14 protein-coding genes are annotated in these 14,667 nt (G+C 55.3%); 5 read left to right on the top strand and 9 right to left on the bottom strand.

Features of this window, described 5'->3' with window-relative positions:
* The first annotated feature begins 2 nt into the window (after positions 1-2).
* A complete protein-coding gene (locus TH19_RS11345; RefSeq protein ID WP_114102457.1) occupies positions 3-455 on the top strand; it encodes an Rrf2 family transcriptional regulator in 453 nt (150 codons plus the stop codon).
* Positions 456-533: 78 nt separating this feature from the next.
* Here the strand turns inward: TH19_RS11345 and TH19_RS11350 are convergent, their stop codons facing one another.
* Entirely contained in the window at positions 534-2,438 is a 1,905-nt protein-coding gene (locus TH19_RS11350) for a DEAD/DEAH box helicase (RefSeq protein WP_114102458.1), read from the bottom strand.
* A 211-nt stretch (positions 2,439-2,649) separates the two neighbouring features.
* On the opposite strand from TH19_RS11350, the gene TH19_RS11355 reads away from it, so the two are divergent.
* Entirely contained in the window at positions 2,650-3,210 is a 561-nt protein-coding gene (locus tag TH19_RS11355; RefSeq protein WP_114102459.1) for a hydrolase, read from the top strand.
* On the top strand, positions 3,207-3,968 hold the full coding sequence (locus tag TH19_RS11360) for an alpha/beta fold hydrolase (protein ID WP_114102460.1): 762 nt from the start codon (positions 3,207-3,209) through the stop codon (positions 3,966-3,968). The genes TH19_RS11355 and TH19_RS11360 overlap by 4 nt, the downstream gene beginning before the upstream one ends.
* An 11-nt stretch (positions 3,969-3,979) precedes the next feature.
* Here the strand turns inward: TH19_RS11360 and TH19_RS11365 are convergent, their stop codons facing one another.
* On the bottom strand, positions 3,980-4,564 hold the full coding sequence (locus TH19_RS11365) for a hypothetical protein (protein WP_147250755.1): 585 nt from the start codon (positions 4,562-4,564) through the stop codon (positions 3,980-3,982).
* Between the two features lie 233 nt (positions 4,565-4,797).
* Complete coding sequence (gene parE, locus TH19_RS11370; protein ID WP_114102462.1) at positions 4,798-6,780, bottom strand: DNA topoisomerase IV subunit B; 1,983 nt, start codon at positions 6,778-6,780, stop codon at positions 4,798-4,800.
* A 293-nt stretch (positions 6,781-7,073) separates the two neighbouring features.
* Here parE and yciA point away from each other — a divergent pair, with 293 nt between their 5' ends.
* Complete coding sequence (yciA, locus tag TH19_RS11375) at positions 7,074-7,499, top strand: acyl-CoA thioester hydrolase YciA (protein ID WP_114102496.1); 426 nt, start codon at positions 7,074-7,076, stop codon at positions 7,497-7,499.
* A 34-nt stretch (positions 7,500-7,533) separates the two neighbouring features.
* Positions 7,534-7,953, top strand: a complete 420-nt coding sequence (locus TH19_RS11380; protein WP_220151727.1) for a hypothetical protein — start codon at positions 7,534-7,536, stop codon at positions 7,951-7,953.
* Positions 7,954-8,014: 61 nt separating this feature from the next.
* Here the strand turns inward: TH19_RS11380 and TH19_RS11385 are convergent, their stop codons facing one another.
* The 6 genes from TH19_RS11385 to TH19_RS11410 are packed head-to-tail and all read right to left on the bottom strand — an operon-like array spanning position 8,015 to position 14,273.
* Complete coding sequence (locus TH19_RS11385; protein ID WP_114102463.1) at positions 8,015-9,022, bottom strand: dipeptidase; 1,008 nt, start codon at positions 9,020-9,022, stop codon at positions 8,015-8,017.
* A 33-nt stretch (positions 9,023-9,055) separates the two neighbouring features.
* Positions 9,056-9,820 carry an ABC transporter ATP-binding protein gene (locus TH19_RS11390; RefSeq protein WP_114102464.1) on the bottom strand — a complete coding sequence of 255 codons (765 nt, stop codon included), beginning with the start codon at positions 9,818-9,820 and terminating at the stop codon, positions 9,056-9,058.
* Positions 9,821-9,828: 8 nt separating this feature from the next.
* Entirely contained in the window at positions 9,829-10,671 is an 843-nt protein-coding gene (locus TH19_RS11395; protein ID WP_114102465.1) for an ABC transporter ATP-binding protein, read from the bottom strand.
* A gap of 2 nt (positions 10,672-10,673) precedes the next feature.
* Positions 10,674-11,597, bottom strand: coding sequence for a nickel transporter permease (nikC, locus tag TH19_RS11400; RefSeq protein WP_114102466.1), 924 nt, complete (start codon positions 11,595-11,597; stop codon positions 10,674-10,676).
* 2 nt (positions 11,598-11,599) lie between these two features.
* Positions 11,600-12,667, bottom strand: a complete 1,068-nt coding sequence (locus TH19_RS11405) for an ABC transporter permease (RefSeq protein ID WP_114102467.1) — start codon at positions 12,665-12,667, stop codon at positions 11,600-11,602.
* A gap of 16 nt (positions 12,668-12,683) precedes the next feature.
* Complete coding sequence (locus tag TH19_RS11410; protein ID WP_114102498.1) at positions 12,684-14,273, bottom strand: ABC transporter substrate-binding protein; 1,590 nt, start codon at positions 14,271-14,273, stop codon at positions 12,684-12,686.
* Positions 14,274-14,667 lie beyond the last annotated feature (394 nt).

The following is a 14,667-nucleotide window of genomic DNA, read 5'->3' on the forward strand; positions in this document are numbered from 1 at the left end:
CCATGATGTCCTTGCAAAAGGCAACCCTGTTTGCCCTCTATGCCGTGCTTGAACTGGCCGAAGATACCGAGCGTCAGCTTTCGGCATCGGAAATTGCCGAACGGTATAATATCTCGACCAACCATCTGGCAAAGGTCCTGCGTGATCTTGGCCGGGCGGGATTGGTTGAATCGGTTCGTGGTGCCGGTGGCGGGTATCGTTTCTGTGGCAATGCCAAGCGTACGACGCTTTTGGATGTGGTGCAGCTGTTTGAAGAGGTCGGCACAGGCCCGTCCAACAGTATCGTGCAGAACACCAATGCGGGCAGTGCGCTGTCGCTGGTGATGGATGAAATCGAAGAGATTACCCACGCGACGCTGTTGTCGATCACGCTTGAGACCATGCTTAAACTGATGCGCAAACGTCGCCCGGAAAAGCAAAAGCCGACATCGACTGGATTGTTCCGCGCCGTTTAACAGCGCAAAACATCGATCAGCAAAAAGGCCGTCAGATTTTTCTGACGGCCTTTTGTTTTTGGTGTGCAGTCGGTGTGCCTAGCCTTCGCTTGGTGCGGGGGCCGGGGCTGCTTCGACAGGTGCTGCGGCCTCGGCCGGTTCAGCGCTTGCAGCAGCTTTGGGGGCTGCTTTTTTGCGCGGACGGCGTGGTGCACGCTTTTTCTCTTCCTTGGCCGGTGCTGCCGGAGTTTCCGTTGCCGGTGCGGCGTCGGCTGCTTTGACCTCGGTCACGGCGATGGCGGGTGCCTCGGTTGCCGTTGCGACCGGGGTGGCATCATCGGAAGCCGGTTTTTCCGCACTGGCCTTTTTGGTCGTGCGGCGCGGCTTTCTGGTCGCCGTGCTTTTCGCAGCACTTTTCGCTTTGTCAGCGGGTTTGCGCTTGGTGACCTTTTTCGGCGCTTCTTCTTCTTCGTCAGAAGGTTTCTTGCCGAGGCTGGACGCCGGAACCGCCGTCAACAGGAAGGACGGGGTATGATCGCCAAAGCCAAGAACCGGCTTGTCATCATGATCATCGCGATCACGACGGTTGTTGCGGTGATTGCCCCGATCATGACGGTCATGACGTTCGATGCGATCATTGCGGTCATTACGATCTGGGCGTTCAGGACGCTCAAAGCGCTCGTTGCTGCCTTTGGTGTCGCGGGCAGCCGGGGCCTTGTTCTGATCGGGCTTGGCCGGTGCTTCGGGCTGTGCCTTTGCCGCGGTGTCGGCATTGCCGCGATCATTTGACTTGTCCGAACGGGCGGATTTGTCATTACGATCATTGGACTTGCGGCTTTTCTTGTTACGCCGTTTCTTGCCGGTAAAGTCCAGCTCAAGCGTTTCAATGCCTTCAAGTTCGGTCAGCGGAATGTCGATATTGATCGTCTTCTGGATCGCTGCAACCAGCTTTCCGTCTTCGGGCACGGCCAGAGTAAAGGCCTTGCCATCACGGCCCGCACGACCGGTACGACCGGTGCGGTGGACGTAATCTTCGGAGTTGAACGGAACGTCGAAGTTAAAGACGTGCGAGACATCGGCAACGTCAATACCGCGCGCGGCAACATCCGAACAAACCAGCAAGGTGGTCTCGCCCGATTTGAATTTCGCAAGCGTTTCGGTACGTTCGCTTTGTGCCAGATCGCCATGCATGCGGCCGGCATTAAAGCCGTGCTTGGTCAGCGATTTGAAAAGGATGTCGACATCCTTTTTGCGGTTGCAGAAAACGAATGCGTTTTTAACGTCTTCGGTACGGATCAAACGGCGAAGTGCTTCGCGTTTGTCCATGTCATCCATCACCAGAAGTTTGTGTTCAACCGTTGATGCCATGCTGGACGGCCGGGCAACGGTGATTTCCTTGGGATTGGACAGGAACTTGTCGGCAAGACGACGGATTTCTGCAGGCATGGTTGCCGAGAAGAAAAGCGTCTGACGCTGCTTGGGCAGCATGTTGACGATCTTTTCGATGTCGGGGATGAAGCCCATGTCGAGCATACGGTCGGCTTCGTCGATCACCAGCAGTTTGCAATCAGACAGAAGCAGCTTGCCACGTTCAAAGGTATCAATCAGGCGACCCGGGGTCGCGATGATGACATCCGCGCCCTTTTCCAGGATTTTGCCCTGTTCGACAGCAGATTCGCCACCGATGATCAATGCCTTCGACAGGGACATGTATTTGCCATAGGTGTCGAAGTTTGCAGCAACCTGGGTCGCGAGTTCGCGGGTCGGTTCCAGAATGATGGAACGCGGCATGCGCATACGTGCGCGACCATGATGCAGGATATCAAGCATCGGCAGGGTGAAGCTGGCCGTTTTACCCGTGCCCGTTTGTGCACAGCCCAAAATGTCGCGTGCCATCAGCACCGACGGGATTGCTTGAGCCTGGATCGGGGTTGGGGTGTCGTAGCCGGCGTCTGCGACGGCTTTGAGGATATCTTCGCTCAGACCGAGATCGGCGAAATTCATATGGTTCGTTTTCCCGCAATGGAATGCGTTAAGTGAAGCGGATATGCAAAAATCTGTTTGCGTCGTAAAGCCAACCCTTAATTAAGTCAAGAAAAACGCCTCAAATTTACATTGGAAAACCGATAAACACCCTGTTGAGAGGCTTGTTTGCAACAATTTGGCGGCGTAACCTGTCTAAACAGATAATACACAGGGGAGAAATGTCGTGCTGATGGATGCGACACGCGCAAGTTTGCTGATTATCGATGTTCAGGAAAAGCTTTACCCGGCATGCCAGGAACCCGAACAGATCATTGCCAATTGCTGTTTTCTGGTCAAATGCGCCAATCGGCTTGGTGTGCCGGTGGTTGTGACCGAACAATATCCGAAGGGGCTTGGGCATACGGCAAAAGCCATTCTTGATCTGGTCGAAAAGCCAAGCGACGCGTCCGAAGGCGGCAATGTTGTGTCCAAGGTGGCGTTTTCAGCCATCCCCGCCGATGGCTTTATCGAAAAAATGGAAGAAAATCCGGGCCGTGATCAGGTGGTGGTTGCGGGCATGGAAACCCATGTCTGTGTGCTTCAGACCGTGATGGAGCTTCTGGAGCGCGGGCGCGAGGTTTATGTGGTTGCCGATGCGGTAACGTCACGCAGCACACAGGACAAGATTTTCGGGCTTGAGCGGATGCGCGATGCCGGGGCAAAGATCGTCACCCGTGAAAGCGTGATGTTCGAATGGCTGCGCGTTGCGGGCACCCCGGAATTCAAGGAATTGAGTGCCCTGATCAAATGACATTGGTCGACAATCAGAAAAGCGGGCGCGTCGCCAAACGTGACGTGCCCGTTGTGTTTTTATCCGGGATGCTGGCCGATCAACGTATGTGGGATCGGGCGATTGATGCCTATAACCGGCTTCATTGCGAAGGCCGACCCGATATCACGCCGGTTCACCAAAACCTGTTTGATCAGGATCGGGTCGCGGATATGGCGCGGACCATCCTTGATATCGCGCCAGATCACTTTGCCCTGGTCGGGATGTCGATGGGGGGCTATATCGCGTTTGAAATTTTGCGTCAGGCCCCGGAGCGGCTTAGCCACCTGATGCTGGTCAATACCCGTGCCACAGCCGATAGCGAGGCGGTTAAACGCCGCCGCATATTGTTGGCACGGATTGCCGGGCGCAGTCAGCCGTTTATCGGGATCAATGACACATTGCTTGATGACATGATCCACCCGGATCATCGCGGGGATGATGAATTGATCAGGCTGTTGGCCGATATGGCCGAGGACGCGGGGGCGGGTGTTTTCCTTCGGCAAAGCATGGCGGCGGCCCATCGCCCGGATAACATTGACGTGTTGGGCGATATCAGCATTCCGACCTGTGTGATATCGGGCGAGGCCGACCGGGTCATCAGCCCGGCCAGCCACGCAGATATGGCCAGCCGGATCAGAAATGCCGAGTATCTGGACGTCGCCGGGGCAGGGCATTATGTGCCGCTCGAGCAACCCGCGATATTTGCAGAGGCGCTTGCGCGGTTGTTGGAGCGTTGAGGGCCAAGTGCCTAGCAGTTCACCTGGAAACGACCACAAGAACGATCGTCATCGTTGCTTTGGATGCGCCGGGGGAACAGCTGGTAGCTTAGCACGGCGGCATTGTTAAACAGCTGTTCTTCGAAGTTTTCCTTCACAAAGCGGGCCCGGGTTTCCGAGATCAGGTTATCGCCGTTACAAAAGCCGAAGCGAACGATCAGGCGTTCTGAAATGCCCTCCATCCCGCCGGTTTGCGGGGATGTGCATATTGCATCGCCAAAGGTATTCTGGGATGGATTGACCACAGCGACCAGACGGTTTTCCGGTTTGATGGTTTCATTGGCCGCAATATCGGCGGGATTGGTGACAAAGCGTAGGCGCGGTGCAAATCCGTGATTGGACAGGGCATCGGTCCATGTTTTGGCGGGCAATGTCTTTGCCGGATCAGCGATTTCGAGCATCATGACATTGCTTGGCGCGCCCGCGGTCTTGAAGCTTAGGACTTCGGTTGTCTTGTAGGTGGGCGCTTCGATCAGGGCGGCACTGCATCCGCCAAGCAGCAACATGGTTGTAGCGGCGGCTACAAGCGGAAGTCTGGAAATGGTGCGCGCGATCATTGGACAAGTCCTTTGGCAGCGTTTGAGGCATCCCTTTGTCATACGGCCAGATCGGGTCGGGTTGGGCCGGGTCAGGCCGATCATATCAGGACTGATTATGAAAGGTGCGGGGATGCTTTGTGATCATCGGTTTCAATCATATCATTGTCTTGTGGATTTACGGCGATGTCATGGCGCGTTGGCATAAAAAAAACCCGGCACAATGGCCGGGTTTTTGTGGATCAGTTTGCCGATCAGACGTCGATATCTTCGACAAAGCGGGCATGTTCCTGAATGAACTGGAAACGCAGTTCCGGTTTCTTGCCCATCAGGCGATTGACCAGATCCTTGGTTTGACCGCGTTCATCGGGTTCGGCCGCATCGGGCAGGGTGACGCGCAGCAATGTCCGCTTTTTATGCGCCATTGTGGTTTCACGAAGCTGCTGCGGGGGCATTTCACCCAGACCCTTAAATCGGGAAATTTCGACCTTGGAGCGGTTTTTGAACTCGCGCTCAAGGATGACTTCTTTTTCGGCGTCATCCATCGCATAGATCGATTTGCCACCCTGGGTCAGACGATAAAGCGGCGGCATTGCCAGATAAAGATGGCCACTTTCGATCAGACCGGGCATTTCCTGATAGAAGAAGGTCATCAGAAGTGATGCGATATGCGCGCCGTCAACGTCAGCATCGGTCATGATGATGATGCGTTCGTAGCGCAGGTCATTAAGGCGGAAATCATTGCCAGAACCGCAGCCAAAGGCCTCGATCATGTCCTTGATTTCCTGGTTGGCCATCATCTTTTCATAGGTCGCAGACGCAACGTTCAGGATTTTACCGCGCAGTGGCAGAACAGCCTGTGTTTCGCGATCACGGGCCTGCTTGGCAGAACCACCTGCCGAGTCACCCTCGACCAGGAAGATTTCAGTGCCAGCCGCAATTGAGCGCGAACAGTCGGCAAGTTTACCCGGAAGGCGCAGACGGCGGGTCGCCGACTGACGCTTGGTTTCCTTTTTCTCCTTGCGGCGCTGACGTTCCTCGGCGCGCAGGATGATGCGTTCAAGCAGACGTTTGGCGTTTTCGGTGTCGCCGGTCAGCCAGTGATCAAAATGGTCACGAACCGCGGTTTCAACCAGCTTGGTTGCGCCCTGTGTGCCGAGCTTTTCCTTGGTCTGGCCCTGGAACTGCGGGTCCGGGATAAAGACCGACAGCATGACACAGCCGCCGCCAAAGACGTCTTCGGCGGTGATGGCTGCGGCCTTTTTCTGGCCTGTCATGTCGCCATAAGCCTTGATCGCCTTGGTCAGGGCATAGCGGAAACCGGCCTCGTGCGTGCCGCCAAGCGGGGTCGGGACGGTGTTACAGTAAGAATGGAAATAGCCTTCGCCGCTTTCGGGCCAGCCGATTGCCCATTCAACGCGACCGGGACTGTCGGAGAACTTGGCTTCGCCGGCAAACGGGCGTTCGGTGACAAGGTCGCGACCCTCAAGGGTCATTTCCAGATAGTCGAGAATACCGTTCGGGAATTTCAGGACTTCCTGCTGCGGGGTCGGGTCATCACTTGTCAAAAGCGACGGATCAACCGACCAGCGGATTTCAACGCCCTTGTAGAGATACGCCTTGGAGCGCGCCATGCGGAAGATGGTCGCAGCTTTCAGCTTGGCGCGGGCGCCAAAAATCTCGGGATCGGGTTTGAAAATGACCGTGGTGCCGCGGCGGTTATTGATCGCACCGCCATCCTGAAGCGGCATCTGCGGCACGCCACGGGAATATTCCTGGAACACCATCTTGCGGTCACGGCAGACCTCGACACGGAATTTTTCGGTCAGGGCGTTCACCACCGACATACCCACACCGTGCAAACCGCCCGACGTTTCATAGGCCTTGCCCGAAAACTTACCACCCGAGTGCAGGGTGGTCAGAATGACTTCAAGCGCCGATTTGTCCGGGAATTTCGGATGAGGATCGGTCGGAATACCACGACCGTTATCGCGGACAAGGACCGTGTTATCGGGTTTCAGCTCCAGTTCGATCCAGTCTGCATGGCCTGCGACCGCTTCGTCCATGGAGTTATCAAGAATTTCCGCGACCAGGTGATGCAGTGCGGCATCATCGGTGCCGCCGATATACATACCGGGACGCCGGCGCACAGGCTCCAGGCCTTCGAGAACCTCGATATCCTTGGCGGAATAGGCTTTATCTGTGGATTGGTTTGAATCTTCAAAAAGGTCGGTCATGCCCCGGAACGCAACTTCTTTTAATTGTGTTAAAACAAGGTCCAACAACGCATATCTGTTGATCGATATTCAGCATTGGATGCCTCGGCGCTAAACGAGTAACATAGATGTATTGGTCAGTGCCACATGTCGGTGCGCACGGACCATAAAAATGTGTTTTCAAGTCCAATGCAAGTGGTGGTCTTTGCCAGAGATCACATTTTTGGGGCTGCGGCGCAGAAAACCGTGACCGGGAGGTCCAATAAAAAGATTGGCGTGTCATGAATGACAGGCCCGAAACAGGAGTGAGCCTGATGGCGACTGATATTGAGCAGACCATGATGAGTGAAAACACCATGCCGCGCGGGGACCTTTGCACCCGTACCTTGGCGATGCCTGCCGACACCAACCCGAGCGGGGATATCTTTGGCGGCTGGCTGATGTCGCAGATGGATATTGCCGGTGGTGTTCTGGCAAGCCAGATCGCCGAGGGCCGAATTGCGACCGTCGCCGTCGATGGCATGACCTTCCTGCGTCCGGTCTATGTTGGCGATACGGTTTGTGTGTATGGCGATATCGAACGGATCGGTAATACATCGATCGTGCTGCATCTTGAAGCATGGGTGCTTCGCCGCAACCAGCCGCCACGCATCAAGGTCACCGAGGCAACCTTTACCTTTGTCGCCATCGACGCCGAGGGCCGCCCGCGTCCGGTGCGGAAGGACGAAGCTGACGTCTAGGCAAACAAACCTTTAAAGTTACAGGAGCCCTGTCATGCATATCCGGTTTGGAGCACGTCACGTGATCTATCTGGTGGTTGCAGGCGGGGCTTTTTTGTTTTCAAACGCCCTTCTGGCGGGCGAGGCGGATGTGGTTGCGGCCACTGTCACCAAATTACCGGATGGTTCTTATCACTTCGATGTGACTGTGGCGCATGCAGATACCGGTTGGGATCACTATGCGAATGTCTGGCAGGTTGTCGGGCCTGATGGTGTCGTTCTTGGCGAACGGGAACTTATGCATCCGCATGTCGAAGAACAGCCGTTTACGCGTTCGTTGTCGGGGGTAAATATCCCGGCGGATATCAAGTCCATTATCATTCGAGCAGGAGACTTGGTACACGGGTACGGCGGGCAAGAAGTGACGCTTGGGCTGCCAAGCGAAGCTGGGAAGTCGGTTTCGTCAATAAAGTAAGTTCGGGGAACCAAGTTCTGGCAGGGCAGGGATCATCAAAAGATGACCCCTGCAGTTCTTTTTACCAGCTTGCCTTGGCAACCCGGATGAAGTTTTCACCCATGATTTTATCGACATCATCGGTCGAATAGCCGATGGCGATCAGTGCATCGGCGAGGGCAGGGAGCTTTTTGGCGTCAAACACCGCAGCACCACCCGCACCGGGGCCATAGCCGCTGCTGACCGGCCAGTAGTAGGAACGGTCGACACCATCGGGGAAGTCGCTGCATCCGGCGACTTCGGGCATGGTATCAAGACCGATGCCGACATGATCGACCCCGACCAGATCAACCGCATATTTGATATGGCGGACCATATCGGGGACTTCGGGGGCGTTGGGGGACTTGATGAAACGCTGGAAGCCGCAAATGCCGATCACGCCGCCGGTATCGGCGCACGCCTTGATCTGTTCATCATCAACGCAGCGTTCATGACCGCCAAGGGCCTTTGGGTTGGCGTGGCTGAAGACCACCGGCTTGGAAGATACCCGCATGATATCAAGCGAGCTTTGCCGTCCGGTATGGGAGCAATCCATGATCATGCCATTGGCATTGACCGATTTGACCATCTCCGCCCCAAGATCGGTCAGCGGGATGTCGACATCGTGACAGCCACCGGCGACCGAGTTGTTGCGGTTATAGGCAAAGTGGATTTGCTTGACGCCAAGCTTGGCAAAGACCGGGATCATTTCGGGCAGGTCTTGCAACATCACCGAACCTTCAAGATCAAACCCGACGCCCAGCAACCCCTTGGATTTGGCAATGGCGAGATCATCGAACTTTTCGATCTGCATATATTTGTCGGGGTGGGCGGCGATCTTGGCCCGGAAGGCGGCAATGACGCGCAGGATGTGGGGGATGCTGTTCATATCCATGCCGACATTGACACAGACATAATCGATATTTCCCGCCACATAATCGTCAAGCAGGCTTATGGGGGTTTTTTCATCCAAAGGAAGGCATGCATGTGCATCCCAGGTGAAGCTGGGGCGATAGGTTCCGGTCCGCGACGGATTGGTGGCAATCGTCATTTATCAGGGTTCCCGTTTCAGGATGTCAGCAGATCAGTCCCAGTCCACAAAGCTGTCAACGACGGCGCGGTCATAACCGCCCGCGGCCTTGTAAAGCTGTTGCGAATAGGGATGTTCAAGTTTGCCCTCGGCAAGTTGCCCGGCGGTGGCGCGTTCAACGATGCGGCCATGGTTCATGATGGCAATATCGTCACACATATGGGCAACAACCGCGAGATCGTGACTGACCATGATATAGGTCAGGCCAAGTTCGCGACGCAGACGAGCCAGAAGATTAAGGACCTCGGCCTGAATGGAGACATCAAGGGCCGATGTCGGTTCATCAAGCAACAGGATCTTCGGTTCAAGGATCAGGGCACGGGCAATTGCCACGCGCTGACGCTGGCCACCCGAAAGCTGGTGCGGATAGCGGAAGCGGAAGGAGTTATCCAGACCAACCTGTTTAAGGGCCTGTACCACGCGGGCATCGGAATTGCCAAGCCCGTGAATATCGACCGGTTCGGACAGGATGCGGTCAATGGTGTGGCGCGGATGAAGCGATCCGAACGGGTCCTGAAAGACCATCTGTGCCAGACGGTAAAAGACCTTGTCGCGTTTGGCGCCAAGTTCCTTGCCATTGACCTTGATGCTGCCTTCCCAGTCTTCAACCAGACCGGTGATGGTGCGCAAGACAGTCGACTTGCCCGAACCCGATTCACCGACCAGACCGAACGAGCCGTTTGCAGGCACCGTGATATCAACGTCCTTGAGAACGTGATGATCATCGAACCATGCATTGAGTTTTGAAATCTCGATCATTTTGGTGCTTAACCTTCTGCCCAGCTTGCTTCGCGTTCAAGGATCGGCAGATCACCGTGATCGCCATCCATCTTTGGCAAGCAGTTCAAAAGGCCCTTGGTATAGGGGTGTTTGGCTTCGTGCAGGGCGGATGCTTCGAGTTCTTCGACCACCAGCCCCTGATACATCACCAGTACCCGGTCGCAGAAGCTTGAAACCAGATGCAGGTCATGGCTGATAAAGACCAGAGCCATGCCGCGATCACGCACCAGATCGTCAAGAATTGCCATCACCTGAAGCTGCACCGTGACATCAAGGGCCGATGTCGGTTCATCGGCAATGATCAGTTCGGGTTCGGGGATCAGCATCATGGCGATCATGACGCGCTGACCCATGCCGCCCGATACTTCGTGCGGGTAGGAATTGAACACGCGTTCGGGATCGCGGATTTTGACCGCTTCAAGCATATCAATGGCGCGATGACGGGCTTCCTTGGCGTTCACCTTGTGGTGTTCGCGATAGGCCTCGATGATCTGGTCGCCAATGGTCATGACCGGGTTCAGCGAGTATTTCGGATCCTGCATGATCATGGAAATACGCGCACCGCGCACCTTGCGCCATTGTTTGGGCGTCAGGTTGGCCAGATCAACATCGTGGAATTGCAACTGATCAGCGGTGATATAGCCGTTGGCCGCCGTCAGGCCAAGGATGGCGCGCCCGGTCTGGGATTTGCCCGAACCGGATTCGCCAACAATGCCAAGACGTTCACGGCCAAGCGTAAAGGACACGCCGCGAACGGCATTCACAGCCCCCTTGGGGGTGTTGAAAGTGACCTTGAGGTTTTTGACCGACAGAAGGGGTTCGTTACTCATGATCAATCCCCTCCACGCGGATCAAGAACATCGCGCAGGCCATCACCCAGAAGGTTGAAGCCGAGGCTGACGACGAAGATGGCAATACCGGGAACCGTGGCAACCCACCATTGTTCAAGCAGGAACTGGCGACCGTCCGAGACCATCGCACCCCATTCCGGCATTGGCGGCTGTGCGCCAAGACCAAGGAAGCCAAGACCGGCAGCAATCAGGATCATGCCCGCCATATCAAGGGTAACGCGCACGACCAGCGAACTCATGCACATCGGCATGATGTGACCGACAATCAGACCCATATTCGACGCACCCTGAAGGCGGGCGGCCTCGATGAAGTCGGATTTGCGCACGGTGATGGTTTCAGCACGTGCGATACGGGCATAGGGCGGCCAGGCGGTAATCGCAATTGCCAGAATGGCGTTTTCAAGTCCCGGACCGAGTGCAGACACAAAGGCCAGTGCCAGGATCAGTTTCGGGAAGGCCAGGAAGATATCGGTGACGCGCATCAAGGTCGCATCGACCCAGCCACCAAAGAAACCGGCAGCTGTTCCGACCAGAAGGCCAATCGGTGCGGCGGTGATGGCAACAAGCCCAACGATCAGAAGGGTATATTGCGCGCCATAAATCAGACGCGACAGAATATCACGGCCAAGCTGATCGGTTCCGAACAGATGGTCGGCACTTGGCGGCTGAATACGGTTGGTCAGATCAGCAGCCAGCGGATCATAAGGAGCCAGAAGTGGCGCAAAAATCGTGACAAGGATCAGGCCAACCACAATCGACAGGCCAATCATTGCCAGCTTGTTTTCGGTGAACTTGATCCAGCCAAGCCAGGCACGGCCGCATTTGGCCTGCCAACGCGAATGTGGCGTGTCGGATGTCAGCCATTGTTTCAGGCCCGGTTTGGAGATGTTGGTTTGTGTTGTCATGATTATCTCCGCGCTCTGGGATCGAGCAGGCGGTAAAGCACATCAGAAAGCATGTTCACGCCAATAAAGACCGCGCCCACCACAACCGTGCCGCCGAGAACAGCGTTCATATCGGCATTCAGCAGCGAGTTGGTGATGTAAAGACCCAGTCCCGGCCATGCAAAGATGATCTCGGTCAGAACCGATCCTTCGAGCAGGTTGGCATAAGACAGGGCAATCACGGTCACAAGCGGCACCAGAACGTTGCCAAGGGCATGACGCCAAATGATGCGATGTTCGGAAATGCCTTTGACGCGGGCGGTCAGGATGTATTCCTGGCTTAGTTGCTCGAGCATGAAGGAACGGGTCATGCGGGCGATATAGGCCAGCGAGAAATAGGCAAGGATCGAAGCGGGCAGGATGATATGCGATACCGCATTCCAGAACAGCTCCATGTCGCCTTCGATCAGGGTGTCGATCAGCATCAGGCCGGTGGTCGGCTCGATATAATCGATATAGAAGGCATCCAGACGGCCGGGACCGGCAACCCAGTCCAGTTTCATATAGAAGACCAGAAGACCCATCAGGCCGAGCCAGAAGATCGGCATCGAGTATCCGGCAAGGCCGATGACACGCACAAGGTGGTCAGGCCATTTGCCTTTGTTGATCGCGGCGAATACGCCAGCGGGGATACCCAGAACAACGCCGATAATTGTTGCAATCGTTGCCAGTTCGAGTGTCGCCGGGAAAACGCGCTTGATGTCATCAAGGACCGCGTTCGACGTCAGCACCGAGCGGCCGAAATCGCCCTGAAGGATATTGGAAATATAGATAAAGAATTGCTGCCATAGCGGAAGGTTCAGACCCATTTCCTCGCGGACGCGGTCATAGACTTCTTGCGGGGCGCGGTCACCAACAGCAGCCAGAACCGGATCAATCGGCAAGACACGACCGATCAGGAAGGTGACAAGCAACAGGCCGAAAAATGTGATAGCGAGCGAAAAGGCAATACGCAGGAGGCTTCCTGCCTTGCCCGAAAGGAGACGGGCGCGTTTGCGCCCGTCCCGGTTTTTGCGTGTAACAGCGGACATTACGACCGTTGTCTCCTTAGTCTTTGGTGACAAAGCGATAGTAGTTGGTGTCGAACGACGGACCGAGAACGAAGTTGTTCACATTGCCACGCATGGACGCGATTTCAGTTTCCTGGAACATGATCACGAACGGGCCATCTGCCAGAACTTTTTTCTGAAGTTCAATATACATGGCTTCGCGTTTTGCGTTGTCACGTTCCAGAATGGCGGCATCGGTTTCTTCGGTCATGCTGCCCGGGTTCCAGGAGTTACGCCATGCAAGCGGCTTGGCCGATGCATCGTCGGAATTGTCCGGGTTCCAAGCGAAGGTCGATGCGTTGGTGTGCGGATCCTGATAGTCCGGACCCCAGCGACCGATATAAATGTCGTGCTGACGGGCACGGTATTTGGTCAGGGTCTGTTTGTTATCACCCGGAATGATTTCCAGATTGATACCAGCCTGCGACCAGGTTGCCTGGATCGACTGTGCCATTGCCATAACAGCGGTGGTGTTACGGGTATCCATGGTCACGGAGAAACCGTCAGCAAAGCCTGCTTCTGCAAGAAGCGCCTTGGCTTTTGCAACATCAAGGCTGTACGGGTTTTCATTGTACGCACCAAGGAAGCCTTCCGGCAGGAATGCCTGATGGGTCTGGGCACGGCCCGCCATGATGGTTTCAGAAATACCTTTGTAATCGACGAGGTATTTCAGAGCTTCACGAACTTTCGGGTTCGAGAGATATTCGTTTTTCTGCGACAGACCAAGATACCACAGAGCACCTTTGCCCTTCGGCATGACTTGCAGATCGGCGTTGCCGGAAATGGCCGCAATCTGGTCAGCTTCGAGGTTACGGGCGATATCGATGTCGCCTTTTTCCAGCAACAGCTGCTGGGAAGCGGCTTCTTTGACGTTACGAATGATCACGCGCTTCATTGCCGGCGCGCCATCCCAGTAATCTTCGTTGGCGGTCAGGCTCAGCGTTTCGCCCGGGGTCCATTTGTTCAGTTTGAACGGACCGGAACCGGCATAGTTGGTTTTCATCCATTCTGCGCCAAGGTCGCCATTTACTTCGTTTTCAAGGACAACCTTTTTGTCGACAACAGCACCGACGCCAGCGGTCAGGCAATACAGCACGAAGCTCGGTGCGTATGGCTGATCAACTTCCATCGAGAAGGTGTAATCGTCGATAACGCGGATTTTTTCTTTGACGTTGTCCGGGGTCAGACCGAACTGGCCAAGGATAAAGGCAGGGGAACCGTCAATCAGGATCACGCGCTGCAGGGAGAAGGCAGCGTCTTCGGCGGTCAGGTCATTGCCCGACGCGAATTTGATGCCTTTGCGGATGTGGAAGGTAAAGGTCTTGCCATCTTCGGAGATGTCCCAGCTCTCGGCGGCCTGGCCAGAGATTTTGGAGACATCGTCATTGTCGAAGGTAATCAGGCGGTCATAGGTGTTGCCTTCATACTCAAGTGCTGAGAATTCGAACATGCCAGCAGGATCAAGGGTGATCATGTCGTCAATGGCGTTTGCCATGACAAGCGCGTTCTTCGGCGTTTCAGCCTGTGCCGCCAGCGGCATGGTAGCGAGCGCGGTCCCCATGACCAGCCCTGCGATTAATTTGCGCATGATGCGCCTCCCGTTATGTTTGTTGTGGGACATGCAGGCCAAGGCGAAGACCGATAGACAATCCAACAACAATCCGGCGGCCAAGACCCGGAGGAGCGGCCCGACAGATCGCGGTCAATGCCTACAAGCCCGGAAGTGGGGCGGCCTGCAAGTATTTCGCTAAATGCCTGGGAAGCTGAGCATAATTTATACGATTAATCAATGACCAGACGGTCAGGATTGCCACAAAACTGCCCAAAAGACAGATTTCACCAGAATTGGGCGTATAAATGGTTGATTAGTCGAACGGGTGTTTTGCGTCAGCATTGTTGTCCTAGTTGAAACCACTGCTGAACGACAGGCATATGGATGATTCCAGAGCCGAAAAACAAAAAAGCACCATCGGATAAACCGT

Origin of the sequence: Thalassospira profundimaris, assembly GCF_003326675.1 — a bacterium.
Classification (GTDB): domain Bacteria; phylum Pseudomonadota; class Alphaproteobacteria; order Rhodospirillales; family Thalassospiraceae; genus Thalassospira; species Thalassospira aquimaris.